Source organism: Kribbella sandramycini, from assembly GCF_013131805.1.
GTDB classification, from domain to species: domain Bacteria; phylum Actinomycetota; class Actinomycetes; order Propionibacteriales; family Kribbellaceae; genus Kribbella; species Kribbella sandramycini.
In genome coordinates this window covers 1,222,771-1,247,755 of record NZ_JABJRC010000002.1, presented here as the reverse complement: position 1 = coordinate 1,247,755, position 24,985 = coordinate 1,222,771, and the positions used below count along the sequence as shown (strand labels likewise).

At 70.3% G+C, this 24,985-nt stretch carries 23 protein-coding genes; 8 read left to right on the top strand and 15 right to left on the bottom strand.

From position 1 onward, the window contains the following. Nucleotides 1–79: 79 nt before the first annotated feature. The 4 genes from HPO96_RS13140 to HPO96_RS13125 form a co-directional block, all read right to left on the bottom strand. Complete coding sequence (locus HPO96_RS13140; RefSeq protein ID WP_171673626.1) at nucleotides 80–2,056, bottom strand: AAA family ATPase; 1,977 nt, start codon at nucleotides 2,054–2,056, stop codon at nucleotides 80–82. 18 nt (nucleotides 2,057–2,074) lie between these two features. Further along, on the bottom strand, nucleotides 2,075–2,491 hold the full coding sequence (gene msrB / locus HPO96_RS13135; protein ID WP_171673625.1) for a peptide-methionine (R)-S-oxide reductase MsrB: 417 nt from the start codon (nucleotides 2,489–2,491) through the stop codon (nucleotides 2,075–2,077). Between the two features lie 65 nt (nucleotides 2,492–2,556). Next, nucleotides 2,557–4,947, bottom strand: coding sequence for a lamin tail domain-containing protein (locus tag HPO96_RS13130; protein WP_171673624.1), 2,391 nt, complete (start codon nucleotides 4,945–4,947; stop codon nucleotides 2,557–2,559). Between the two features lie 136 nt (nucleotides 4,948–5,083). Then, a complete protein-coding gene (locus tag HPO96_RS13125; protein ID WP_171673623.1) occupies nucleotides 5,084–6,679 on the bottom strand; it encodes a M4 family metallopeptidase in 1,596 nt (531 codons plus the stop codon). A 322-nt stretch (nucleotides 6,680–7,001) separates the two neighbouring features. On the opposite strand from HPO96_RS13125, the gene ligD reads away from it, so the two are divergent. Next, on the top strand, nucleotides 7,002–8,066 hold the full coding sequence (ligD, locus tag HPO96_RS13120) for a non-homologous end-joining DNA ligase (RefSeq protein WP_171673622.1): 1,065 nt from the start codon (nucleotides 7,002–7,004) through the stop codon (nucleotides 8,064–8,066). Here the strand turns inward: ligD and HPO96_RS13115 are convergent. After that, nucleotides 8,063–8,818 carry an SDR family oxidoreductase gene (locus HPO96_RS13115; RefSeq protein WP_171673621.1) on the bottom strand — a complete coding sequence of 252 codons (756 nt, stop codon included), beginning with the start codon at nucleotides 8,816–8,818 and terminating at the stop codon, nucleotides 8,063–8,065. The two genes, ligD and HPO96_RS13115, sit on opposite strands and share 4 nt — an antisense overlap. Before the next feature lie 73 nt (nucleotides 8,819–8,891). Then, entirely contained in the window at nucleotides 8,892–9,686 is a 795-nt protein-coding gene (locus tag HPO96_RS13110) for an SURF1 family cytochrome oxidase biogenesis protein (protein WP_337796613.1), read from the bottom strand. Nucleotides 9,687–9,743: 57 nt separating this feature from the next. On the opposite strand from HPO96_RS13110, the gene moaA reads away from it, so the two are divergent. Beyond that, nucleotides 9,744–10,763 (top strand): GTP 3',8-cyclase MoaA, encoded by a 1,020-nt coding sequence (gene moaA, locus HPO96_RS13105; protein WP_337796612.1) that lies wholly within the window; start codon nucleotides 9,744–9,746, stop codon nucleotides 10,761–10,763. Between the two features lie 37 nt (nucleotides 10,764–10,800). Here the strand turns inward: moaA and HPO96_RS13100 are convergent, their stop codons facing one another. After that, nucleotides 10,801–11,004 (bottom strand): hypothetical protein, encoded by a 204-nt coding sequence (locus HPO96_RS13100; RefSeq protein ID WP_171673620.1) that lies wholly within the window; start codon nucleotides 11,002–11,004, stop codon nucleotides 10,801–10,803. Nucleotides 11,005–11,222: 218 nt separating this feature from the next. After that, complete coding sequence (locus HPO96_RS13095) at nucleotides 11,223–11,582, bottom strand: DUF3099 domain-containing protein (protein ID WP_171673619.1); 360 nt, start codon at nucleotides 11,580–11,582, stop codon at nucleotides 11,223–11,225. A 49-nt stretch (nucleotides 11,583–11,631) separates the two neighbouring features. Here HPO96_RS13095 and HPO96_RS13090 point away from each other — a divergent pair, with 49 nt between their 5' ends. The 6 genes from HPO96_RS13090 to HPO96_RS13065 all read left to right on the top strand — a co-directional run bounded on the left by HPO96_RS13090 (nucleotide 11,632) and on the right by HPO96_RS13065 (nucleotide 16,592). Further along, nucleotides 11,632–11,844, top strand: coding sequence for a dodecin (locus HPO96_RS13090; protein ID WP_171673618.1), 213 nt, complete (start codon nucleotides 11,632–11,634; stop codon nucleotides 11,842–11,844). Nucleotides 11,845–11,937: 93 nt separating this feature from the next. Further along, complete coding sequence (gene fabG, locus HPO96_RS13085; protein ID WP_171673617.1) at nucleotides 11,938–12,642, top strand: 3-oxoacyl-[acyl-carrier-protein] reductase; 705 nt, start codon at nucleotides 11,938–11,940, stop codon at nucleotides 12,640–12,642. A gap of 27 nt (nucleotides 12,643–12,669) precedes the next feature. Then, nucleotides 12,670–13,440, top strand: a complete 771-nt coding sequence (gene fabI / locus HPO96_RS13080; protein ID WP_171673616.1) for an enoyl-ACP reductase FabI — start codon at nucleotides 12,670–12,672, stop codon at nucleotides 13,438–13,440. Further along, nucleotides 13,440–15,125: a Mur ligase family protein gene (locus tag HPO96_RS13075; protein ID WP_171673615.1), complete on the top strand. Its 1,686-nt coding sequence runs from the start codon at nucleotides 13,440–13,442 to the stop codon at nucleotides 15,123–15,125. Before fabI ends, HPO96_RS13075 begins: the two co-directional genes overlap by 1 nt. 203 nt (nucleotides 15,126–15,328) lie before the next feature. Further along, on the top strand, nucleotides 15,329–16,195 hold the full coding sequence (locus HPO96_RS13070) for a hypothetical protein (RefSeq protein ID WP_171673614.1): 867 nt from the start codon (nucleotides 15,329–15,331) through the stop codon (nucleotides 16,193–16,195). Nucleotides 16,196–16,253: 58 nt separating this feature from the next. Beyond that, nucleotides 16,254–16,592, top strand: coding sequence for a peptidase inhibitor family I36 protein (locus tag HPO96_RS13065; protein ID WP_171673613.1), 339 nt, complete (start codon nucleotides 16,254–16,256; stop codon nucleotides 16,590–16,592). On the opposite strand, the gene HPO96_RS13060 is transcribed toward HPO96_RS13065, so the two are convergent. The 7 genes from HPO96_RS13060 to HPO96_RS13030 all read right to left on the bottom strand — a co-directional run bounded on the left by HPO96_RS13060 (nucleotide 16,573) and on the right by HPO96_RS13030 (nucleotide 24,922). Next, complete coding sequence (locus HPO96_RS13060; RefSeq protein ID WP_171673612.1) at nucleotides 16,573–17,289, bottom strand: hypothetical protein; 717 nt, start codon at nucleotides 17,287–17,289, stop codon at nucleotides 16,573–16,575. The two genes, HPO96_RS13065 and HPO96_RS13060, sit on opposite strands and share 20 nt — an antisense overlap. After that, entirely contained in the window at nucleotides 17,286–17,822 is a 537-nt protein-coding gene (locus HPO96_RS13055; RefSeq protein ID WP_171673611.1) for a SigE family RNA polymerase sigma factor, read from the bottom strand. The genes HPO96_RS13060 and HPO96_RS13055 overlap by 4 nt, the downstream gene beginning before the upstream one ends. Before the next feature lie 55 nt (nucleotides 17,823–17,877). Then, nucleotides 17,878–19,041, bottom strand: coding sequence for a Dyp-type peroxidase (locus tag HPO96_RS13050; protein ID WP_171673610.1), 1,164 nt, complete (start codon nucleotides 19,039–19,041; stop codon nucleotides 17,878–17,880). Further along, on the bottom strand, nucleotides 19,038–19,553 hold the full coding sequence (locus HPO96_RS13045) for a copper chaperone PCu(A)C (RefSeq protein ID WP_171673609.1): 516 nt from the start codon (nucleotides 19,551–19,553) through the stop codon (nucleotides 19,038–19,040). Before HPO96_RS13045 ends, HPO96_RS13050 begins: the two co-directional genes overlap by 4 nt. Before the next feature lie 41 nt (nucleotides 19,554–19,594). After that, the gene (gene cphA / locus HPO96_RS13040) at nucleotides 19,595–22,396 is read right to left on the bottom strand and encodes a cyanophycin synthetase (protein WP_171673608.1); all 2,802 of its coding nucleotides are present in this window, start codon (nucleotides 22,394–22,396) and stop codon (nucleotides 19,595–19,597) included. Then, nucleotides 22,393–23,457: a cyanophycinase gene (locus HPO96_RS13035; protein WP_171673607.1), complete on the bottom strand. Its 1,065-nt coding sequence runs from the start codon at nucleotides 23,455–23,457 to the stop codon at nucleotides 22,393–22,395. The genes cphA and HPO96_RS13035 overlap by 4 nt, the downstream gene beginning before the upstream one ends. A 94-nt stretch (nucleotides 23,458–23,551) precedes the next feature. Next, nucleotides 23,552–24,922, bottom strand: a complete 1,371-nt coding sequence (locus HPO96_RS13030) for a carbohydrate-binding protein (protein WP_171673606.1) — start codon at nucleotides 24,920–24,922, stop codon at nucleotides 23,552–23,554. Between the last annotated feature and the right edge of the window lie 63 nt (nucleotides 24,923–24,985).

The following is a 24,985-nucleotide window of genomic DNA, read 5'->3' as shown; positions in this document are numbered from 1 at the left end:
ATCGAACCCTCCGCCCCCGCACACCGAGCTACCGCACCGAGCACCTCCTCGCTACGGCGCGGAGCCGAGAGTCACCCCCTTAAGTCCCCGGCTTCTGGAACAGGTAGTCCTCGGCGCGCATCGAGACCGGCGGCTTGACGTCCTGCGGCAGCAGCTCGCGCAGGTCGTTCTCGGTCAAGCTGTCGGGGTCGCGCGCGGACAGCCGCGTCGCCTGGTTCGAGATCGCCTCTTCGAGCACGTTGCGGATGAACCGCCCGTTGCCGAAGTTGTGGCCCCGCGGCGACGGCGGAATGATCGAGCGGACGACGTCCAGCACGTCGTCGCTGTAGGTCATCCCCTTCTGCCGGGCCTGCAGCTCGAAGATCGCGACCAGCTGCTGCGTGTCGTACTCCGCGAACGACAACAGCTTCGGGAACCGTGACGCCAGACCGGTGTTGGACTCCATGAACCGCTGCATCTCGCGGTGGTACCCGGCCACGATCACGATGCAGTCGTTGCGGTGGTCCTCCATCAGCTTCAGGATCGTCGCGACCGCCTCCAGGCCGAAGTCGCCCGGGCTGTTCTCGGGGACGAGCGTGTAGGCCTCGTCGACGAACAGCACGCCGCCGATCGCCTCGCGGAACTTGCCGGCCGTCATCGGCGCCGTCGTACCGGTGCTGGAGCCGACCAGGTCGGAGCGGTCGACCTCGACCACGTGCCCCTTCTCCAGGACGCCGAGCTGGTGGTAGATCCGGCTCAGCAGCCGGGCGATCGTGGTCTTGGCCGTACCGGGCTTCCCGACGAAGACCATGTGCCGCGCCCGCTCGTGACTCGGCAGCCCGAGCTCCTGGCGGCGCAGGTTCGTCTTCACCTCGGCGACCATCTTGCGGACGGAGTCCTTCACCGACTCCAGCCCGATCAGCGAGTCCAGCTCGGCGAGCGGGTCGGCGCTGTAGTCGACCGGCCCGAGCGGCGCCGGCCCGGCCGACTCGGCCGCCTTCGGTACGACGGCGTCCCACGCGGACGACAACGACTTCGCGGCCTCCGGCGCATCGACCGTCGTCCGCCGATCGCGGTCGAGCAGCCGGAACAACGCATCCAGATCCGGGATCTGCGGATCCGGCCACGGCCCGTCGCTCAGGACGCCGGACAGGTGCACGGAGACCCGAGTGGCGGCGGCCGCCCAGGTGCGCGCCGCCGCGCGCTGATCATGGCGGACGGCCCGCGCGAGCCACTCCGTGTTCGCCGTCAGCCAGTGCTGGGCGTCGAACCCGCTCCGCGCGGTCGCGAACGCCTTCTCGACGTCCTGGGTCGCTGGGCCGAGGATCTGCGCCAGCGCCGGCGGCAGGCTGGTCAGGCGCGCGGTCAGGACCATCCCGGCCAGGAGCTGGGCGAAGTCACCTGCGTCCTCGTCCGGGATCGACATCAGCAGCTTGGCGTGCGCGTCGCGCAGTGAGTTGACCGAGTAGCGCAGCGCGGCCGACGTGCCGCTCAGCTCGGGCAGTACGACGCGCTCCTCGGGGCTGAGCGCCGCCGTCCGCCAGAACTGCAGGATGGTCGCGTAGTCCGCGGTCTGGTGCAGGTGCAGCGCATCGCGGTCGGCCAGCACGCGGTCGAAAGCAGTGGTCAGCACGCGGGCCCGGGTCGCCATCGGGGTCGCGTCCAGGAACATCGCGACCACATCGCGGGAGACCTCGACCGCGTGCTTCCGGCCGGCCTCGCGGAACCCCTGCGCGCCGGCGATCACCTGAAGCGGCCAGTCGGTCGCAGCGGTCCGGATCAGATGCCCGGCGCCGCCCGTCCGGTACGACGGGCGGTGGAACTCACGAGTCAGCTGCGCACCCAGATCGGCGTACTCACCGTGCAGCACCGGGATCCACCCGGCCAACAGCGGCGCGACCTGATGGGTGAACCAGACCCCGGCCGGAGTGCCCTTCGTGAACTCGGCGAACGCGTCCGCGCGCAGCGGCCGCAACGCCCGAGGGTCCCGCCCCCAGCCGTGCAGCCGCTGCCGGACGGCCGCTACCCAGGCCCCCGGTACTTCCCATGGTTCCTCGGCACTCAGAACATCCAGCACCGCAGCAGTCTAGTGGCCTTACTGGGGCGCGAGGGTGAGGCTGATGCTGTTGATGCAGTAGCGCAGGTCGGTCGGGGTGTTGTAGCCCTCACCTTCGAACACGTGCCCGAGGTGCGAGCCGCAGTTGGCGCAGCGGACCTCGACGCGCTTCATCCCGAGGGTGGTGTCCTCGATGTATTCGACCCGGTCTTCGGCGAGGGGAGAGAAGAACGACGGCCAGCCGCAGTGCGAGTCGAACTTCGACTCACTGCGGAACAGCTCGGCGTCGCAGGCCCGGCACTTGTAGACGCCGACCGTCTTGGTGTCGGTGTACTCACCGGTGTAGGCCCGTTCGGTGCCGGCCTTGCGCAGCACCTGGAATTCCGCGGGGGAGAGCTGCGCCTTCCACTCCGCGTCCGTCTTGCTCACGGCGTACTGCTTGGTGGAGTCAGTCACAAGTCCATTATCGGGGCCCGGGCAAGGAAAACCCCGCCCGGGCCGCCGACGTAAGCCTCCCGCAATCAGTGCACCCAGGAGGGCAGCGGGATCACCCGCACCACCTGCGGGTCGTGGTCGCTGATCTGGTCCGGGAACTCGGCGTTCATGTGCACGATGTCGTACGCCGAGGCCGGCTGCAGGTTCTTCGAGATCAGGATCTGGTCGAGGATCTGGCTGTTGCCCTCGAACACGTAGCTGTACCGCTCCTTCAGCGGCAGCGTCCGCGGCAGCGAGATCAGCGCGGTCTTCCCCGCGCCGACCAGGATGTCGGTGGTCTCGGAGAAGTCGAAGTCGTTCAGGTCGCCGAGCACGATCACGTTCGCGCCCTTGTCCTTGGCGAGCAGCTGGTCGACGAACCCGCGGACCGCGCGGGCCTGCTCGTGCCGCTTCGGCGCGGTCAGCTGCACGGGCGGCTGCACCCGGCCCCAGAGCGGGTTGTCGCCGCCCTTGGAGCTGAAGTGGTTGACCACCACGAACAGGCTCTGGCCGAGCCAGGTGAACTCACCCGCGAGCGGGACGCGGGTCGCGGCCCAGGCCGGGTTGGCCGGGTCGACGCGGCCCGGCGACGAGCTCAGGTGCGGCTTGCCCCAGCGGTCGGTGGTCACCGTGGTCGGGACGGTCGGGCCGCCGCCCGCGCGGTCGACGAACTTGACCGGCTTGTCCGTCCGGTACAGGAACGCGACCCGGATGTTGCCGCCCGGCTCACCGCCCTCGGCGTTGTTGACCGGGTCGATCTGCCGGTAGGCGTACTTCGGGCCGCCCGCCTTCACGATCGCCGCGGTCAGCAGGTCGAGCGTCACGTTGGCGGCCGTCGTCCCGGAGTTCGTCGCGCCGTCGTTGTCCTGGACCTCCTCGAGCCCGATGATGTCCGGCGCCGCGAGGTTCCTCACCACGGCCTGTGCGAGCCCGTCGAACTTGGCCGCGCCGTCGGACGGGTCCAGGTTCTCCACGTTGAAGGTCGCGACCGACACCTGCAGCGGGGACGACGCCTTGGTCGCCTCGCGCTTGACGCCGCCGTCGATCACGGCCGGCGTCGTGGTCGGCAGCAGCTTGAAGTTGCCGAAGGCGTAGTCGACGACGCCGGCCACGGTCCCGGCGAGCTTGTCACCGGTCTTCGCGTCCGGGATCGGCGTCAGCAGGTCGTCGAGCAGGATCCGCTCCGGGTTGCTGTCGGCCTTCTGGAGCACGATGCCGCCGCGGGCCGTCCGCACCCCGGCCCCGGCCGGCACGACGGACAGCTCGCGGAAGGAGCTGGTCGGGCCGGTGACCTGGGGCTGGCTGATCCCGGTCCACATCCCTTCCAGCGACTCCCAGAAGTCCAGGCCGTCGGTGGCAGGCTCGAAGGTGCCGGTGGTCTCGACGTCACCGGTCGAGTCGTCGTCGATCACAGTGGACGGCGGCACCCGGCCGCCCGCGCCGACGATGACCGGGGCCGGCGCGGCGGCCTGGCCGGTGACGGTGATCTTCGCCTGGGTCAGCTCGGTGATCGACAGGTTGGTGACGCCGCCGGAACCGCCGGCGCGGAATTCGGTGACGGTGCCCTGCACGGTCACGGTGTCGCCGACGGCAACAGCCGGCGCGGAGCTGGTGAAGACGAACAGACCCTCGCTGGTGGCCGGGTTGTCGTCGGGCTGCGGGTCCTGGAACCAGAAGCCGTTTCCGCTCTTGGCGGTCACGACGCCGGTCACGTTCCCGACCAGCTTGCCGACCAGCGGCGACACATGCGCGGCGCCCTGGATGTCGTGGATCTTGGCGTCGATCGGGTCCGGGTCCGGCGGGGTCGAGGTGAGCGCCTTCGGCGTCGGCGTGCCCTCGGCGAACTCGGCGCCGTTGTTGTCGGCGTCCGCCGTCGGCACCTTGCGGGTGACCGACGTCGTGTTCGAGGTGCCCGGCGCGGCGCTGGTCTCGAAGTCGTTGGCGGCGCCGTAGCCGACGAAGTCGATCACACCCGGCGCGGTGGCGCAGCCGGTCGCGCAGCTCAGACTGGTGGTCGACGAGACCAGGGCGACCTTGCCGGAGGCGGCGGACATGTTCACGCTGCCGGTCGCGTCCGGGGTCGGCAGCGGCTGCCCGTTGGCGCCGCCGGACGCGCCCTGCGCGAGGTAGACGGCGCCCGGCGCGATCGAGCCGCTGAGCGTGATCTTGTTGGTCCACGAGGTGCCCGCGGCGGACGCGTACTGGATTGTCCAGCCGGTCAGGTCGACCGGGGCGGCGCTGTTGTTCGTCAGCTCGACGTAGTCGTTGGTGTACGGCGCGCCGCTGTTGCCGCCACCGCCGTACACCTCGGTGATGACGACCGAGGTGGACGCCGCACCTGCCGGGCCGGCCGCGATGGCGGCCGCGCCGGAGGCGATCAGAGTGGAAGTGATGACCAGGGCGCCCAGGCGGCGCCGCGGTCGGATTTGGGCAGACATGTCGCGGATTCTCACACCCGCACCAGGCCGCGCCAAGGTCCAGCACGTGAACAGCAGGTTCTTGCCTGGAACCACAGGGGGGATCATTCGCCGGTCCTGCCCGCCCCAGTGGGACAGGACCGGCGAAATCACCTGTTCAGTTGACGGAAACGCCGGACCAGGCAGCGGCGACGGCGGCCCGCTCCGGGCTGGACGCGCCGTAGATGTCGGACGCCGCGTTCAGCGTCGCCGTCCGGGCCTGGGCGTAGTTGGTGCTGGTGGTCATGTAGACGGTCAGCGCGCGGTACCAGATCTTGCCGACCTTGTCCCGGCCGATGCCCTGCAGCGTGGTGTTGTTGCAGGTGGTCGAGTTGTGCGCGAGGCCGCCGAAGGTCTTCGCGCCGGTGCCCTCGGCGAGCAGGTAGGCGAAGTGGTTGGCCACGCCGGAGGAGTAGTGCACATCGAGGTTGCCGACGCCGGACGACCAGCAGTCCACGGACTTGCCGTCCTTGCTCGGCTTGTCCATGTAGCGCAGCGCCGGGCGGTCCTTCATGATCTCTTCGCCGATGTAGTAGTCGCCGGGGTCGTTGGTGTTGTTCGCGTAGAACTCGACCAGCGTGCCGAAGATGTCGCTGGTGGCCTCGTTCAGGCCGCCGGACTCACCGGAGTAGGTCAGGTTCGAGGTCGCCGAGGTGACGCCGTGCGACATCTCGTGGCCGGCCACGTCGATCGAGACCAGCGGGCCGGCGACCACGCCGTCCCCGTCGCCGTAGGTCATCTGCTTGCCGTCCCAGAAGGCGTTCACGTAGTTCGAGCCGTAGTGCACGCGGCTCGGGACGCCCTTGCCGTCGTTGAAGATGCCGTTCCGGCCGTGGTTGAACTTGTAGTAGTCGAACGTCTTGGCCGCACCGTAGTGCGCGTCGACGGCGGCGCTGGCGCGGTCGGTGTTCAGCCCGTTGCCCCAGTGGTTGTCGGCGTCGTTGAACTTGGTCGGCACGATGCAGCCCAGGCCGAACAGCTGGCACAGGATCGACTCGGTCTTGTTGTTCGCGTCGCCGGTCGCGCCGTTGCCGCGGGCCGGGTCGGTCAGCGTGAACCCGCTGCCGGACGGCGTGCTGTCGATCGGCACCGTGCCGGAGTAGAGGCTCTGGCCGTCGCCGGTCGCGGTCTCGATGTGCTGCTCGCTGACCAGCTTGGCGCCGGTAAGCGCGTCCACCGTCGTGGTGATGTGGCTCGGCGTCCCGTCGGCCTGGGTGCCGGTCGAGGTGACCAGGTATGCGAGCCGCGGCGCGCCCTTACGGGCCTCGATGACGAGCGCGGGCTTGCCCTCGGCCTTCTGGCCCTTCGTCAGCGCCTTGGCGGTGGCGTTGGCGATGCTGACCTTCGGCGTCCGATCGACGTTCGCGCTCTTGGTCAGCGTGACGCTGGCCCCTTCGAACGCGCCGGCGCCGTCCTGGTGGACGACGACGTCGCCGCCGAGCACCTTCAGCCCACCGATGGTCCGATCCATCCGGACGTGCGTGCCGCCGTCCTTGTCGACGATCACGTCGCGGACGGCGAACGCATCGGCCGTGGTGGCCTTCAGCGCGGCGAGGTTGTCGCTCACGGCTGCTTTGGCCTGGGCGACGGCAGCCGCCGGACTGGGGACGGGGGCTGCCGCGGGTGCACCGGTAGCGGTGCCGGCCGAGGTCAATCCGAGGGCGGTGGTGGTCGCTACTGCGGTGGCAGCGGCGAACAGGGCGGATCTGTTCATCCTCGCGCTCCTTGTCAGGTGTCCCGGGGGCCTCACGCCCCAGGAACGAGGTGGACGCACGTTACCGCCCAGTTACCCCCCGTGGCCAGAGCGAGGGCGTCCCGCCCAATCCCACGCCTACTGCGGGGCACTCGGCACGGCATCTCGCCGCACTGGTCCGAAGGTGACGATGCTCCGCATCGACCCCTCCGCCCCAGCACACCGAGCTACCGCACCGAGCACCTCCTCGCTACGGCGTGGAATTGGGCGGCACGCCCTGACGAAAACTTGCCTTTCCGCACTTTTCCAGCGAAATGTCAGTCCCGGGCGGTAGCGTCGCGGCATGGCGGCGACCAAGGCAATCGAGCTCAAGATCGCGGGGCGGACGGTCCGGGTGAGCAACCCGGACAAGCCCTACTTCGCGGACCGCGGGCTGACCAAACTCGACATCGTGAACTACTTCGTCGCGGTCGGCGACGGCATCCTGGGCGCGCTGCGGGAGCGGCCGACCACGCTGGAGCGCTGGCCGGGCGGCTGGTTCGAGGGCGCGAAACTGTCCACCCGGGCCGACAACCGCGGCGACGCGTTCTACCAGAAGCGGGTCGCCAAGGGCGCGCCCGAGTGGGTCGAGACCGCGACCATCAAGTTCCCGAGCGGCCGGCCCGCCGACGAGGTCTGCCCGACCGAGCTGGCCGTGGTCGCCTGGGCGGTCAACCTCGGCACGCTGACCTTCCACCCGTGGCCGGTCCGCCGCCCGAACGTCGACCACCCCGACCAGCTCCGGATCGACCTCGACCCCCAGCCGGGCACGGATTTCAAGAGCGCCGTCGCGGTCGCACCCGCGCTGCGCGAGCTGCTCGCCGAACACGGCCTGGAGGGTTTCCCGAAGACGTCGGGTGGCCGCGGCCTGCATGTCTACGTCCCGATCGAACCCCGCTGGGACTTCGTCCAGGCCCGCCGGGCGGTGATCGCGCTCGGCCGCGAGCTGTCCAAACGGCTGCCCGACCAGGTCACCGTCAACTGGTGGAAGGAGGAGCGCGGCGAGCGGATCTTCATCGACTACAACCAGATGGCCCGCGACCGCACGATCGCCTCGGCGTACTCCGTCCGCCCGAACGCGCGCGCCCGGGTCTCCGCGCCGCTGCGCTGGGAGGAGCTCGAGGACGTCGTCCCCGACGATTTCGACGTGCTCACGATGCCGGCCCGGTTCGCCGAGGCCGGCGACCTGCACGCCGCCGTCGGCGAGCAGGCCTTCTCGCTGGAGTCACTGCTGGAGCTCTCGGCCAAACACGAGCGCGACCACGGCGAAGCCGACCTGCCCTACCCGCCGGAGTACCCGAAAATGCCGGGTGAGCCCAAGCGGGTCCAGCCGTCCAAGGACCGGGACCGGCCCAAGGACACCGACTAGAGCGAGCGCAGGGCCCCGCCGTCGACCGGGATGACCGCGCCGGTCAGGTAGGAGGCGGCGGGGGACAGGACGAACGCGGCCACCCGGCCGAATTCATCGGGGTCGCCGTAGCGGCGCAGCGGGATGGTGCGCTCGGCGCTGCGCCGGGCCGCCTCGGAGTCGCCGCCCTTGCTGTCCAGCTCGCGGAGCCGGTCGGTGGCGATCCGGCCGGGCAGCAGGCTGTTCACGCGGACGCCGTTCGGGCCGAGCTCGTCGGCCAGGGTCTTGGCGACCATCGCCAGGCCGGGCCGCAGCCCGTTGGAGATCGCCAGGCCGGGGATCGGGGCCTTCACCGACGTGGACAGCACGAAGGCGATCGACGTCCCGTCCGAGCCGGCCCGGGCGACCGACTTGGCGATCCGCAGGCCGCCGAGGAAGACGCTGTCGAAGGCGGCCTGCCAGTCGGACTCGTCGGAGTCCAGGGCGGTGCCGGGTTTCGGGCCGCCGACGCTGATCAGCGCGCCGTGCAGGGCGCCCCATTTCGCGATGGCGGTCGCGGCCAGCCGCTCGGCGCTCTCCGGGTCGGCGTTGTCGACCGGGATGCCGACCACGTTCTCGCCGAGCTCGGCGGCGGCCCGGGAGATCTTCTCCTCGCTCCGGCTGGAGATGACCAGCCGGGCCCCGTCGGCGGCCAGCGCCTTCGCAGTGGCGAAGCCGAGGCCGGTGCTGGCACCGGTGACGATGTAGATGCGGTCGCGCAGTCCAAGGTCCACGGCACCATCCTGCCTCACCGCACCCGGGTCCGCACCTCGAACTTCGGGGCCGACGGCAAGGAGTGGGCCGGGATCAGGTGCTGTCGCCGGTGCTGCTCGGCTCCGGCACTTCGTTGCGATCGGCAACGACCGGGACGGCGGCGTCCGCCGGGCGGATCGGGTTGCGGGAGAAGTAGACCAGCCCGCCGATCGCGAGCACCGCGAAGAAGAACCACTGCAGCGCGTAGAAGAAATGCGGCCCGTCGTCGATCTCCGGGCCGGGGAAGGTGCCGAAGGCCTGGTCGTTGGCGGGTGTCTGCTGATCGATCATCAGGTAGCCGTCGTACAGGTCCAGACCGAGGACCTTGGCGTACTCCGGACCGTTGATCAGTCGCGCGGTGCCGTTGTCCGGCGTGCCGCCGTTCGTCCGGCCCCCACGCTCACTGCGCTGCAGCCGGCCGGTGATGGTCACTTCACCGGACGGTACGGCGGGCACGTGGCCGGGGGACAGCTCCGCGCCCTGCCGGGCCAGGAACCCGCGGTCGACCAGGACGGCCTTGCCGTCGGGCAGGACGAGCGGCGTGACGATCTCGAACCCGGGCCGGTCCCGGACGTTGCGGTACTTCAGCACGATCTGCTTCGAGGCGTCGTAGCGCCCGGTGACGACGGCCGTCCGCCAGGCGTTCCGGTCGCCGACGACGCCGTCCGCGCCGGTGATCTGCTCGATCGGCGCGGGCGCGGCGGCCAGATTCGACCGGGTCACCTCGTTGCGCGCCTCCCGCTCGTGGAGCCGGTGCAGCTGCCAGCGGCCGAGCATGACGCACACCGTGGCCAGCACCACGATCGTCAGCGCGGCGCCGAGCCAGCGGACATTCATCAATCGACGCACGTCTTGAACTTAAGCCATACCCCGAAACTGTCCGTGGGCGGCACGTACTCTGGAGCGGTGACGGCGACCGATGAAGCTCTGCAGCTGGGTCTGGCGGACCGCTACGGCCGGGTCGCCACCGACCTGCGCGTCTCGCTCACCGACCGCTGCAACCTGCGCTGCACGTACTGCATGCCCGCCGAGGGGCTCGACTGGCTGCCCAAACCGGAGCTGCTCACCGACGACGAGCTGATTCGCCTGATCGGTATCGCGGTGACCGGGCTCGGCGTCCGCGAGATCCGCTTCACCGGCGGTGAGCCGCTGCTGCGCCGCGGCCTGGTCGGCATCGTCGGCCGGACGACGTCGCTCACCCCGCGGCCCGAGGTCTCCGTGACCACCAACGGCATCGGGCTGGCCCGCCAGGCGAGCGCGCTGAAGGCGGCCGGGCTCGATCGGGTGAATGTGAGCCTCGACACGATTCGTGCCGACACGTTCCAGCAGCTCACCCGGCGGGCGCGGCTCGACGACGTGCTGGCCGGTCTCGCGGCCGCGCACGAGGCCGGGCTGACCCCGGTGAAGGTGAACGCCGTGCTGATGCGCGGTGTGAACGACGACCAGGCCGCCGAGCTGCTCGAGTTCTGCCTGGAGCACGGCTACGAGCTGCGGTTCATCGAGCAGATGCCGCTCGACGCCCAGCACGGCTGGGACCGGGCGACGATGGTGACGGCCGACGAGATCCTCGAACAGCTGGCCGGGCCGTTCGGCCTGCAGCCGACCGGTGCGGCCGTCCGGGGGAGCGCGCCGGCGGAGACGTTCACCGTCCGCGGCGGCGATCGGACCGTCGGGATCATCGCCTCGGTGACGCGGCCGTTCTGCGGTGACTGCGACCGCGTCCGGCTGACCGCCGACGGCCAGATCCGGGACTGCTTGTTCGCCCGGACGGAATCCGATCTGCGCGGCGCAATGCGGTCCGGCGCCGATGACGCGGAACTCGCGGATCGCTGGCGGCGCGCGATGTGGAAGAAACTCCCCGGGCACGGCATCAACGACCCGGCCTTCCTGCAACCCGCGCGCCCGATGTCCGCCATCGGCGGCTGAAACGGGAAATGCAATTTTTCGCTAAGTGCCCGTCCTGCTAAGCACCCGTCCCGCTGAATGGCTCGACCTCACGCAGGAATGACCGCGCGCCGAGGAACTCCGACAAGCTCTGTTTGTGCTCGTCACAGGCCAGCCAGGTCTTGCGCCGGTCGGGCGTGTGGATCTTCGGGTTGTTCCAGCGCAGCGCCCAGGTGGCCGCCGCGCCGCAGCCCTTCGCCGAGCAGATCTCGGACAATGTCATTCCTGATCCCTCAATAATCAAAAGCCTGGGGTAATTGAGCCCCGGCTGTGTTAGCTGCTTTGCCCACCCCACCGCCCCGGTCATAAATGAAGCGACGTCGGACAGCCACGGGGGGAGCCGTCCGACGCCGCATCAAGTCCCTGAATTCCAAAGTGAAGTTCAGAGCACGCGGGAGATTCTGACACGGAACCCGGCGAACTTTCCAGTCCCGGCACGGATCACTTTTCGGTGTCGATCTTCGAACCGGCTTCATCGACCGGTTCGCCCTGGACGACGACCCCCGGAGCAGCCTCGATCGCGGGCCGGTCCGGCGCGTCGTACGGCGTTCCGCCGCGGACCGTCGCGGTCCGGGCGACGTTGGCCAGCACGACCGCGAAGTACGGCAGGAACACCGCGCCGACGACGAACATCCAGCGCCACGGCGACGGGGTGAACACGGCCAGCACGAAACACGCGACCCGCAGCGCCATCATCGCCGCGTACCGGACGATGCGGCTGTCCAGGTCCTCGGAGCGACCTGGCTGGGCACTGGTCACCGTAATGACCGTTTCGCCGGACCGTTCACGGCGTTTCGACATCTATCCTCCTCACCAACACCCACGGTACGCCTCCACGGAAGGACAGCTGATGACGGACCGCACCTATCGCATCACCGAGATCGTCGGGACCTCCAAGGAGGGCATCGACGCGGCGATCACGAACGGCATCACCCGGGCGGGGGAGACGCTGCGGCACCTCGACTGGTTCGAGGTGACCCAGATCCGCGGTCACATCGTCGACAACCGGATCGACCACTACCAGGTCGGTCTGAAGGTCGGCTTCCGACTGGAAGACAGCTGACCGGCCCCGGATGTGACGCGCCCGACCCGCTGTCTTGACGAGTGGAGAGCGGGCGATAGCGTTCTGCCGACTGGCGACGTCTGAGGAGGACTTGTGAGCAGGTCGGTATTGGTGACCGGCGGTAACCGCGGGATCGGGCTGGCGATCGCGCAGGCGTTCAAGGACGCCGGCGACCAGGTCGCGGTCACGTACAACAGCAGCCCGCCGCCGGACGGCTTCCTCGGCGTCAAGTGCGACATCACCGACCAGGAGCAGGTCGACGCGGCCTTCGAGACCATCCAGGCCGAGCACGGCCCGGTCGAGGTGCTGGTGGCCAACGCCGGCATCACCAAGGACACGCTGCTGCTGCGGATGTCCGACGACGACTGGGACGCCGTCATCGACACGAACCTGAGCGGCTCGTTCCGGGTCGCGCGGCGGGCGGCCAAGGGCATGCTGCGGCTGCGCAAGGGCCGGATCGTCTTCATCTCCTCGGTGGTCGGCATGCTCGGGCAGGCCGGCCAGGTGAACTACGCGGCCAGCAAGTCCGGCCTGATCGGGATGGCCCGGTCGATCGCCCGCGAGCTCGGCAGCCGCGGGATCACCGCGAACGTCGTCGCCCCCGGGTTCGTCGAGACCGACATGACCGCGGTCCTGCCCGAGGACACCCAGAAGCTGTACCTGAGCCAGATCCCGCTCGGCCGGTTCGGGCTGACCGAGGAGATCGCGAACGCCGTCCGCTGGCTCGCCTCCGAGGAAGCCGGCTACGTCACCGGCGCGGTGATCCCGGTCGACGGCGGTATCGGCATGGGCAACTAACTCTCACTCTGACGAAAGGGCAGGCCGGTGGGCATCCTCGACGGCAAGCGCATCCTGATCGCGGGCGTCACGCTCGACTCCTCGATCGGGTTCGCGACCGCCAAGGTGGCGCAGGAACAAGGCGCGACCGTGCTGATCTCGAATTTCGGCCGCGCGCTGAGCATCACCAAACGGATCGCCAAACGGCTGCCCGTGGAGCCCCCGGTGCTGGAGCTCGACGTCACCGACGCCGAGCACCTCGCCGCGCTGCCGGCGGCGGTCCGCGAGCACGTCGACGGCCTGGACGGCGTCGTGCACTCGATCGCCTACGGCAACCCGGAGACGATCCTCGGCGGCAAGTTCCTGGAGGGGCCGTGGGACGACGTCGCCCAGGCCGTGCACGTCTCGGCGTACTCGCTGAAGTCGCTCGCGACGACCTGCGCGCCGCTGCTCAGCCGGGGCAGCGGCATCGTCGGCCTGACCTTCGACGCGAGTGTCGCCTGGCCCGGCTACGACTGGATGGGCGTGGCCAAGGCCGCCCTGGAGTCGACCAGCCGCTACCTTGCCCGCGACCTCGGCGCCCAGGGCATCCGGGTCAACCTGGTCTCGGCCGGCCCGCTGAAGACGCTGGCCGCCAAGGCGATCCCGGGGTTCGAGAAATTCGAGGACCCGTGGCTCGACCGCGCCCCGCTCGGCTGGGATCCGACCGATCTCGAGCCCACCGGCAAGACGGTGGTCGGCCTGCTCAGTGACTTCTTCCCCTCCACCACCGGCGAGATCATCCACGTCGACGGCGGCTACCACGCGATGGGAGCGTAGTGTCCACCTCCCTTGTTGAGCTCCGGGTTCTGGACGGGGCCAACCTGTACTTCAGCCGCGCGGCGGTCAAGCTCACGCTCGACGTCAGCGCGCTGGTCGACGCCCCGGCGCCGGCCGCGAAGGCGTACGCGCAGGCCCTCGGCCTGGGCGCCACCCGCCCGGGCCGGATCGGCTCCGGGTTCCGGCAGCGGTTCGCGATCCGGGTCGCCGGACACGTCGTCCGCCGGATCGCCCGGGAGGCCGGGATCGGCCGGATCGGCGTCCGGGTCCGGCCGGAGTCCGACAACCACCGTCTGGTCGTGGCCTTCCCCTGGGCCCACGAAGGGCGGGCCCGGGCGCTCGGCGCCGCGATCGCCGAGGTGCTGGACGCCTTCGGCTCCGACGACCTGCCGGAGCTGATCGCCGCCGTCGGGCAGCGGGTGCACGACGAGCCGCCGGGGAACGTGCCGCCGACCATCCGGCCGAAGGTGCCGGTCGTCGCGGTCACCGGGACGAACGGCAAGACCACGACCTCGCGGATGATCGCGCACATCGGCCGCGCGGCCGGGCTGCACGTCGGCTGGTCGAGCACGGACGGCGTCTACTTCGACGGCGAACTGGTCAAGTACGGCGACTTCTCCGGGCCGAGCGGCGCCGGGCAGGTGCTGTCCCAGCCGGGGATCCAGCTGGCCGTCACCGAGACCGCCCGCGGCGGCATCCTGCGCCGCGGCGTCGGCGTCGTCTCGAACGACGTCTCGGTCGTCACCAACGTGACCGCGGACCACCTCGGCCTGGGCGGGATCGACACCGTCGACCAGCTGGCCGAGGTGAAGGCGGTCATCACGCACATCACCCGCCCGCGCGGCTGGTGCGTGGTGAACGGCGACGACCCGCGGACGTTCGCGATGCGGCTCGGCTCACCGGCCAAGTGCTGGGTGTTCTCCCGCGACCCCGACTCGCCGTCGATCCGCGCCGTCCTCGACGAGGGCGGCCGGGCGACGACCGTCCTGGACGGTTTCATCACCGTGCTCGACCAGGCCACCGACCCGGAGCCGCTGCTCAAGGTCGTCGACGTGCCGATGACGCTGTCCGGCCTGTCGCACTACAACGTGGAGAACGCGCTCGCCGCCGCCTCGGCCGCGCTCGGGCTCGGCCTGCCGCGGACGGCGGTGATCGAGGGGCTCAGCTCGTTCGCGCCGAACGAGAACAACCCGGGCCGGATGAACATGTACTCGCTGCGCGGGTTCACCGTCGTCATCGACCTCGCCCACAACGAGGCCGGGCTGGAGGCGCTGCTCGAGATCATGAACGGCGTCCGCGTCGAGGGCGGCCGGCTGATGCTCGCGCTCGGCTCCCCGGGGGACCGGGCCGACGACATGGTCTCGGCGCTCGGCGCGATCGGGGCCCGGGGCACCGACAAGGTCGCGATCGGCCACAAGAGCGAGTACCTGCGCGGGCGGCCGCCGTCCGAGCTGGAGGCGGTGTTCCGCGAAGGCGCGGCCTCGGTCGGCGTCGAGGACGTGCCGGCCTACCCGACCGAGCTGGAGGCCGCGCAGGCGCTGGTCCGCGAAGCCCGGGCCGGGGACGTCGTCGCCGTGATGTCTTTGCAGGATCGCGCGAGTCTTGACGGCTGGTTACGGTCCGAGGGAGCTACCGTCGACACACCGGAAGACCTGAAGAACAAGGTCGAAAGAGCCCAGCACTAGGAGGGTCTTGTGGAGTTCCAGGCCTACTGCGGGGCGCCCGGCACGGCATCTCGCCGCACGGGTGCGAAGGGCACGATGTGCCGCATCGAACCCTCCGCCCCCGCACGTCGAGCTACCGCACCGGACACCTCCTCGCTACGGCCTGGAACTCCACAAGACCCTCCACCCCGTCCGCCTCGGTTGGGGTGGGAACGGGGAATGTGATGCGCTACCTGTGGTCGATTCCGGCCGCGGCCGTCGCCTGGTTCGTGGGCGGCTTCGCGGCGGCTTATCTGAAGGGTTTGCCCGGCGGTACGACGTTGTTCGTGCCGCCGCGGCTCGACCTGCTCGTGCTGGGCGGCCTGACCGGCGGTGTGCTGGCCGGGCTGCTCGTCGCGCGCGCCCGGGTGGCGGTGCCGCTGGTGCTGATCGTTGCCACCGGCATGTGGTGGCTGAGTGGGAATCCCTGGTCGGACAAGGCCGCGCTGATCACGTTGCTGGTGGCAAGTGCCCTGGGTGCGCTGTTCGGTGCCCTGGGCGCCCGAAGCTCGGTGGTCGCCGCGTTCGCGCTGGCGGTGCCGATGGCGTGGTACGCGCTGCGTCCGGCGGGTGAGCTGGCCGACTGGCGCTGGCTGTGGCAGCTGAACGGGCTGCTCGTCGGCGCGGGCCTGGCACTGCTGCTCTACACCGCCTGCTGGCTGCGCGGCTGGCGGTCGGCGTACTTCTGGGTTCCGCTGACGGCTTGGTACCTGGCCGCCTTCGGCGTCGTCGCCGCCGTCCGTTCGGTCGACCAGGCGCCGGCGGCTCAAGACACGAACGCGACCGCCGACGCCGCAATGGACGCGTTCTTCAACTCCTTCGAGCCGCTGCTGCGCGAGTACGGCGCCTGGCTCGTCGTCGCCGTCCTGCTGGCGATCCCGATGGTCGCCCTCAAACTCCGTGCGCTACCGCCGGCCGCCCCGCCCCCCGACCCCTATGCGCACCGCACCAACGACGCCGTGCTCGGCGACGACCTCGACTGGATCGACCGCGAGGAGCCACGCCGCCGCCTCCTCCCACGCCGCGACAACACGCCGGAGAACGCTCTCTGAGTGAATCTTCAACAATAAACTCACTGGGGAGACCCGCCCCTCACCCCCAGGAGTCACCGTGAACCGTCGTGTTGTCCTCGGCGCCGCTGCGATCGCCGCCGTCGCCGGTGGCCTGTTCGTCACCCCGGCGTCCGCCTCGTCCACCGCCTTCGAATGCGAACCGGGTCAGGCCTGCTTCTTCGAGACCGTCAACTTCACCGGCCGGAGCGTCGTGTTCGACGACGTCCCGGCCGCTTGTACCGTCCTGCCGTTCGCCCCCGGCGCACTCTTCAACTGGTCCACCGAGGACGTTCTCCTCTACCGGACGGCCGACTGCAGCGGCGTCGCGTCGCTGGAGCCGGCCAACAACTTCCACAGCTACCCGAGTACGAAGTTCCTCAGCTTCCGGGCCGCTTGAGGATGATCCGGCCGTCGGCGTCCAGCACCTCGATCCTCGTCTTACCCGGGTCGAACTTGGGGAAGGCGACCGCGTAGTACCGCGCGGTGCTGCTCGCCGGCGTGCTGATCGCGTCGACGGTGTAGGTCCTGGCGGCGATCACGCGGACCGTGCGGGCCTCCAGGGGGACCTTGCCGGCGAGAATCTCGGTGTCCTTGCCGTTCGGTCCGGACTGGATGCCCTGCAGCCCGTGGAGCTTCTCGCATCCGGTGCCCAGCGCGCGAGCGTGCTGTTCGCGCCACTGGATCTCCTGTTCGGTGCGGGGCGGTCGCTGCGGCCTGGTGAGCAGGTCCCAGGAGCTCAGGCAGCCGCCGGGGTAGACGATCACGTGCCACGGCTGCCCGTTGACCTTGCCCTGGGCGACGTAGTACGCGCCCTTGAGGCCGGGGACCGGCTTGGCGACCGGGCTCGGCGTCGCTGCTGTCGTCACGAACGACCCGTTGGCGGCTGGGGTGATCGGCTCCGGGCGCAGCAGGCTGCTGACGACCGGGACGGCGGCGACGGCGAGGGCGGTGCCGGCCGCTGTGGCCAGCAGACCGGTGGCGCGACGGCGGCGCCGGCGCTTGGTGATGCCGGTGCGGACGACGGCCGCCGGGTCGATCGGCTCGGGGCGGTCTTCGGTGAGTACGGCGAACTTCGTGCCGAGGTCGTCGGTCATGCGGTCCTCCCTCCGGCCAGGACGGCCAGGTCAGCGGTGTCGGTGGTGGTGAAGTCGAGGTCGGCGCGGAGCGCGTCCAGACCGCGGCGGGCGTGCTGTTTGACGGCGCCGACCGAGCAGCCGAGCAGCTCGGCGACGGTGCGCTCGGGGAGATCCTCGGCGTACCGCAGGTAGAGCGTCGCGCGCTGGCGCGGGCTCAGCTGGGCCATCGCGCGGTGCAGCGCGAGCCGTTCGTCGATCTCGCCGGTCCGTGCGGCGACCGCGACGTCCGGCGGCGTCTCGGTCGGGCGCTCACCGAGCCAGCGGCGGCGCCGGCCGGACAAGAACGTGGTCGTGACGATCCGCCGCAGGTACCCCTCCGGGCTTCCGCCGCTCACCCGGTCCCAGTGGAACCAGAGCTTGGTGAACGACTCCTGGGCCAGATCCTCGGCGCGCTGGTGGTCCAGGGTCAGTGCATACGCCAGTCGCGCGGTCGCGCTCCAGCGCGCTCGCACGAAGTCGTCGAAGTCCGCCGCGGTGGGACGGTCTTTCATCGGCATCGCCTCCTCACCCCGTTGAACGCTCCGACGAGCGTGCCAGGGTGACAGGTCAGCCGATGAGTTTTTCGCCGATCCAGCCGCCGGGCCGGAACCCCGGCGGGATGGCGAACACGGCCGAGCCGATCGTCGTCGTCCACTCGTTGAGCGCGTCGACGGCGTCCAGGCGGGCGAGCAGCGGGAGGAACTGCCCGGCGACGTCGGCCTGGTAGCTGAGGAAGATCAGCCCCGACTCCCGCGCCGTCCCGGCGTCGTGCACGTAGTTGAGCCCTTTGCGGAAGATCCGCCGGCCGTCGTTCTCCGAGTGATGCGACAACCGTGCGTGTGCGTTCGCCGCGATCAGCGGCCGCCCGTCGGCGTCCCGAGCCTCCAGGTCCAGCTCGTCGTGCTCGTTCACCCCCGTCAGTGGCGCCCCGGTGGACAACTTTCGCCCCACCGCGCGCTCCTGCTCCGAGCGCGTCAGCTCGTCCCAGGTCTCCAGGTTCATCCGGATCCGGCGGACGACGAGCGTCGTCCCGCCGTCCGCGTCCCACACCGTCGCGTCGAACTCCGGCGTCCCCACCCGCGGGTTTCCCGTCCCGTCCACCTGCCCGAACAGATTCCGCCCGGTCACCGGCTGCCCGTCGGCCCCGGTCCCGTTCCAGAACCCACTCTGCCGCCACACCGGGGCCGCGAACGGCCTCGCATCCCGCACGAACTGCCGCACCGCATGCACCACACTCACGGCATCGTCAGCCCCGACCTGGACCAGCAGATCCCCACCGGTCCACTCTTTCTGCAACCGGTCGTGCCGCATCCCCGGCAACTCGTCGAACCCGCCAGGCCGCGGCCCCGCGAGCTCGAACACCCGCCCGCCGAACCCCACCGTCGCCGTGAACCCGGCATTGCCCACCGCCAGCTCCGGCGCCACATCCCCGGGCGCGCCCCGACCGTTGCTCAAAGCAACAACATCTGCACTCCACAACCGCAACAGCCGACCGAGGGCGGCCTTGTCGGTCTCCGTCAGCAGCCGGAACGCCACCAGTTCGCCGAACTTCGGCGAGGCGGCGGCCACCCCGGCCTGATGCGCGCCGTACGGGCTGATCGTTCGGCTCGCGGACGGCGGCGCCGCTTGGCCGTCGTCGAGGGCAACCGCCGCGGCGGCGGTGACCGCAGCTCCCGCGGCGGCTGCCCCGGCGTACCCGAACAGCTGACGGCGTGACGGCTTACCGGTCACTTGGGTGTGGGGGTCGGATGGTAGTGCTCTTCCTCTTCGGCGAAGGCCTTCACCGGCACCGTGAGGTCGTGCGTCGTGTTGTCGGAGAACTTCAGAGTGAGGGGGAGCTCGTCCCCGGGCTTGAGCGGGGACTTGAGCTTCATCAACATGATGTGGTCGCCGCCGGGGGAGAGGTGCGTGTGCGAGCCGGCGGGCACGGTGACGCCGCCCGCCTTCTGCTGCATGACCATCTTGCCGTCCTTCATCGCCATCTCGTGCAACTCGACCAGCCCGGCGACCGGAGAGGTTGCCGAGGTCAACTTCAGGTCGGTGCTACCGGGGTTGGTCAGGGACAGGAAGGCAGCCGTCATCGTGGTGTCCTTCGCGCCGACAGTGGCGCGGACCCAGGCGTCCGCCACGAGCACGCCGGGCGTGCTGATCTGGTTGGCCTGGGCAACCGGCTTCTCGGCCGAACCGCAGGCCGACAGCAACACCGGGAGAGCGACGGCGACAGTGGCCGCGAGCAACTTCATGTTCACGTGCCTCCAACGAGCCGTCGCGCTCCCGAGTTCCGCTACTCCTCGGGCGCGTCGGCCCCCTCCGGCTTGACGAAGTCGGGGTCGCCGCCTTCGTCGCCCGAGCGGGCGCCGGCCTGCGCCAGATGGGACACCGACTCCAGCTCGGTCAGCACGGTCTGGTGCTGGTCGACGCAGAGGACGACCAGGTCGCCGCGGTTCGAGCGGGCGAGCGCGTGCCGGATCGCGGTCAGCTCGTCGAGGACGATCTCGACCTGACGGCAGCGCGCCCCGGCCTCCATCGCCTGGCGGACGCCGGCCGCGATCAGCTCGGCCAGCTCGCCGCGTTTGCGGCCGCGCAGCCGGGCGTCCTCCCGGACGACGAGGACGTCGAAGTGCTGCGCCGCCACCTCGCCGAGCTCGTGGATGTCCTCGTCCCGCCGGTCGCCCGCGGTGGCGATGACGCCGATCCGCGACGGCCGCCCGAGCTCGGACGACGCGTTCAGGCTCTCGCCCAGCCGGTCGACGAAGTCGCCGAGCATCCGCATCGCGGGCGCGTTGTGGCAGTAGTCGACGATGACCGTGCGGCCGTCGACGTCGATCTCGTTCAGCCGGCCGGGGGACAGGTAGTACGACGTGTTGAACGTCCGCAGTCCCTGCCGGATGTCGTGCAACGGCGCGCCGGCCGCGAAGGCGGCGGCCGCGGCGGCCATCGCGTTCTGCACGTTCATCATCGCGCGCCCGCCGAAAGTTGCCGGCAGCAAGTGGGTCCACGCGAGCTGCATCGAGCGCCGCCCGTGTTTCACCACGATCATGTCGCCCAGATCCGACCGCTCCAGCACGACCGCGCGACCGCCGCGCCGGCAGTGCCCCTCGATGTAGTCGCGGACCTCGCTGCCCGGCTCGGCCATGCTGAACCAGACGACCTGGCCCGAGCACTTGCGCCGCATCTTCCGCACCAGCGGGTCGTCGGCGTTCAGGACGGCGTACCCCGTCCGCGGGACGGCCTCGACCAGCACGCCCTTCACATCGGCCAGCTGTTCGAGCGTGTCGATCCCGCGCAGCCCGAGGTGGTCCGGCTGCACGTTGAGGACGACGGCGATGTCGTTGCGCTCGTAGCCCAGCCCCTCGCGCAGGATGCCGCCGCGGGCGACCTCGAAGACCGCGAAGTCGACGCGCGGGTTCTGCAGCACCATCCGCGCCGACTTCGGCCCGGACGCGTCCGACCGGATCACCAGCCGCTCGTCGATCACGATGCCGTCGGTCGACGTCATCCCGACCTTGCGGCCCATCCCCTTGAAGACGTGGCTGATCATCCGCGACGTCGTCGTCTTGCCGTTCGTCCCGGTGACGGCGACGATCGGGATCCGGCTCGTCGCGCCCGGCGGGAACAGCATGTCGACGACCGGTTTGGCGATGTACTGCGGCTCGCCGATCGTCGGGTTGGTGTGCATCCGGAACCCCGGCGCGGCGTTCACCTCGCAGATCGCGCCGCCGGTCTCGCGGACCGGCTGGGTGATGTCCGGGCAGATGAAGTCGATCCCGGCGATGTCCAGCCCGATCATCCGGGCCGCCTCCTCGGCGATCTCGACGTTCTCCGGGTGCGCCTCCCAGGTCCGGTCGATGGAGATCCCGCCGGTGGACATGTTGCCGGTCAGCGTGAGTTTCACCATCACGTCTTCCGGCGGCACGTCGTCCAGCTCGAAGCCCTGGGTGCGGACCAGCTCGCGGGCGGCCGCGTTCACCGTGATCCGGGTCAGGATCTTCTCGTGCCCGACGCCGCGGCGCGGGTCGGCGTTGGTGATCTCGACCAGCTCGGCGACGGTGTGCACGCCGTCCCCGACGACATGGGCCGGGACGCGCTCGGCGATCGCCTCCATCCGGCCGTTGATGATCAGGCAGCGGTAGTCCTTGCCGGTGACGAAGTTCTCCACGATCACCCAGCCGCGCCGGGACTGCTCGGCCGCGATCGGGAACGCCTCGCGGACGGCGGCGGCGTCCTGCAGGTTCAGGCAGACGCCGCGGCCGTGGTTGCCGTCGAGCGGTTTGCAGACCACCGGGTAGCCGAGTTTGTTGGCGACCGTGACCGCCTCCTCGACCGTGCGGATCGACTCCGAGCGCGGCACCGGCAGGCCGGCCGAGGCGAGCAGCCGGGTGGTCAGGTCCTTGTCGCTGGCGACGTCGACCGCGATCGAGCCGGTCTCCGACGTCATCGTCGCGCGGATCCGCTTGGCGTGCACGCCCTGGCCGAGCTGGACCAGGCTGGCCTTGTTCAGCCGGATCCACGGGATGTCGCGAGACACCGCCTCGTCGACGATCGCCTGCGTCGACGGGCCGAACGCCGTCCGCTCGGCCTGTTTGATGAAGCGCTCCAGCTCGACGGTGAAGTCGAACTCCGGATCGGGCTGGACGAGGTGGTTGACGAACCGGACGGCGAGCTCGCCCGCGGCCAGGCCGACCGCCTCGTCGGCGTACGCGTAGGTGATGTTGTAGGTGCCCGGGTGCCCCTTGACCTGCCGCGTCTTACCGCGGCGCATGTCGTGGCCGGCCTCCTGCTGCAGCTGCAGCGAGACGTGCTCGGCGATGTGGCCGAGCCAGGTGCCCTCGTCGAGGCGCTCGATGAAACCGCCCTTGCGGCCGCGCGAGCAGTGGTGCTGGTCGAGCCGTGGCAGGTCGGCGAGCAGCCGCTCGGTGAAACCGGGGATGGTGTTGGAGGGGAACTGCTCCAGCGAGCCGAGGTCGACGACCAGGTGGATCGCGGGGTCGTAGCTCCAGACGTTCGGCCCGCGGTAGACGCGGGTCTCGATGATCTTCAGGTCCGGGCTGGGGGTGCCTTGGGTGGGCGTGTCGGTGTCGCTCATGGGTGTCCAAGCTCTGGTTGCGGTGCGTCGATGGAGTCAGGGTCGGCGCCGGCCGTGATCGGCTCGGTCGCCTCCGGTCTGGACTCCCCGGCGGCCGCCGGGCGGGTGGACTTCGCCGTCCGCCGGCCCGCCCGCCGCTTGCGTTCGGCGTAGTAGGCGGGTGACACGCCTTCGGCCGCGATCTCCTTGGCCAGCTTGCGCAGGTCGGCCTCGGCGGCGGCCAGCTCGGCGATCTCGGTCGCCTGCGGCTGCGGGCCGTACGACAACAGCACGCGCGCCTCCAGGTCGAACATCGAGGTGGCAGGCAGCACATGCAACTCGACACCGGACGCGAGGATCGGCTCGGAGCGCTTGGCGTAATGCGCGTTCGAGGTGATCCGGCGGCCGTCGAAGATCGTCACCGCGCCGCGGCCGACCACCTCCAGGTGCGAGCCGCGGATGACGGCGGCCGTGTCCTCGTCGACGCCGATCCCGAGCAGGCCGGGGGACTGCGCGACCAGCGACAGCAGCCGGCCGTACCGGTTCCGCTGGGCGAAGTGCTGGTCGACGATCGCGCCCTGCACCAGGCCGAGCCCGTTCGACAGCTGGCTCATCCGCTGCCGCGGCGTCGCCCCGGACCGCCCGAACGCGATCATGTGCTCGGCCAGGATGCTCGCGCCCGCCGACGTCCCGCCGACCGCCGCGCCGCGCGCATGCGCCGCGGTCACCGCGCGGCCGAACGCCGTCCCGGTCACGACCCCGGCCAGTTTCAGCTGATTGCCGCCGGTCATGAAGATGCCGGTCGCGTCGTGCAGCGGCGCGATGAACGCCGGGTCGTCGGCGTCCTCCCGGTTCTCCGGGCGAACGCCGACGACACTCGCCGCACCCAGCGCGGCGAACAACGCGTGGTACACATCGACCACATCGGGCCCGAGCGCCGAAGCGGTCGGCACCACCACGATTCGCGCCTTCGGCCCACCCGCGGCCTCCACGAACTCCTGGAGCACCATCCGCTTCTTCAGCTTGTCCTCGGCGCCGCCGATAGCGAACAGCGCCCCAGGACCACCCGGCAGTTCAGACATAAGCCGAAGGATAAGTGCTTGGGGTGTGTCTGCTCACCCCCCGCCTACTGGGGGGCACTCGCTACGGCGCGGGATGAACAGACACGCCCTTCCCTCAGCGGCCGAACGTGAACCAGTTGACGTTGACGAAGTCGGCGGGCTGGCCGCTGGTGAAGGTGAGGTAGACGTCGTGGACGCCGGTGGTGGCGGCGATGTTGGCGGGTACCGAGCGCCAGGACTGCCACCCGCCGGTGTTGCCGACGGCGAAGCTGCCGATCGGGGGATTGGACCGGCTGTCGAGGCGGACTTCGACGAGGCCGCTCACGCCGTTGCCGGCGCCGGAGGCGACGCGGGCGGTGAACTGGGTGGCGGCCTGGGAACCGAAGTCGATACCGCGGTAGAGGGCCCAGTCGCCGTTGCCGACCTGCATCAGGTTCTGGCCGCCGCCGGTGTCGGTGGTGGTCTCGACGCCGGTGCCGGACTGCTGCTGGGAGGACTCGGCCTGCAGGGTGCTGTACGCCGAGCTGCCACCCGGAGGCGGCGTGGTCGGCGGGGGAGTCGTGCCGCCGCCCTTCGAGGTGACGTGGACGTAGTCGACGACCATCGGGTGACCGGGGACGGTCTCGGGGCGCGGAGTCGGGCCGTTGAGCGCGTCGGGGAAGGCGCCGCCGATGGCGACGTTCAGCAGGATGAAGTAGCCCGAGTGCGACGTCATGTTGTTCCACGTGTCAGCGGGGAACTGGTTCTGGCTGAGCGTGTGGTACTGCTGACCGTCGACGTACCAGCGCAGCTGGTTGGGGGAGATGCTGGTGTCCCACTCGAACCGGTAGGTGTGGAACGCCGACTGACAGGAGGCGCCGGGGCAGACGCGGCTCGCGCCGAGGCCGCTGGTCTCGTTGCACGGGCCGCCCGGGTTGACGCCGCAGTGCAGCACGCCCCAGACCGAGTTGATCCCGTTGACGTTCTCCATGATGTCGAACTCGCCGATACCGGGCCAGTTCCAGTAGTTGCCCCGGTACGGCGACCCGAGCGCCCAGAACGCGGGCCAGTAGCCGAGCGCGGCGTTACCGGTGACGTTCGGCATCTGCAGCCGGCTCTCGATCGCGAGGATGCCGTTGGCCGGGGCCTTGAAATTGCTGCGCTGCGTCTCGATCCGGGCCGACGTCCAGTTGCCGGCGCCGTCGCGGCGAGGAGTGATCCGCAGGTTTCCGGTGCCGTCGAGGGCCAGGTTGCTGGTGCTGTTGGTGTAGTTCTGGATCTCGCCGGTGCCCCAGTTGGCGGGGCCGCCGGGGTAGCCGTGACCGGTGTCGATGATCCAGTTCGCGCTGGACGGCAGGGTGTTCGCCGGGCCGTCGAAGTCGTCGACCCAGACGGTCGACCACCCGGCCGGTGGCGGCGGGGCGCTCGCCTGCGCGACGACGGTCAGCGAGGCGGCGATGAGCAGTGGAGCGGCTAGGGACGCGATCAGCGTCAGGCGGGAGCGCACGACGACCTCCAGGGGCGGTTGAGGCGTGATTCAGCCCAATGTGAGCGCTCTCACAGCCGCTGT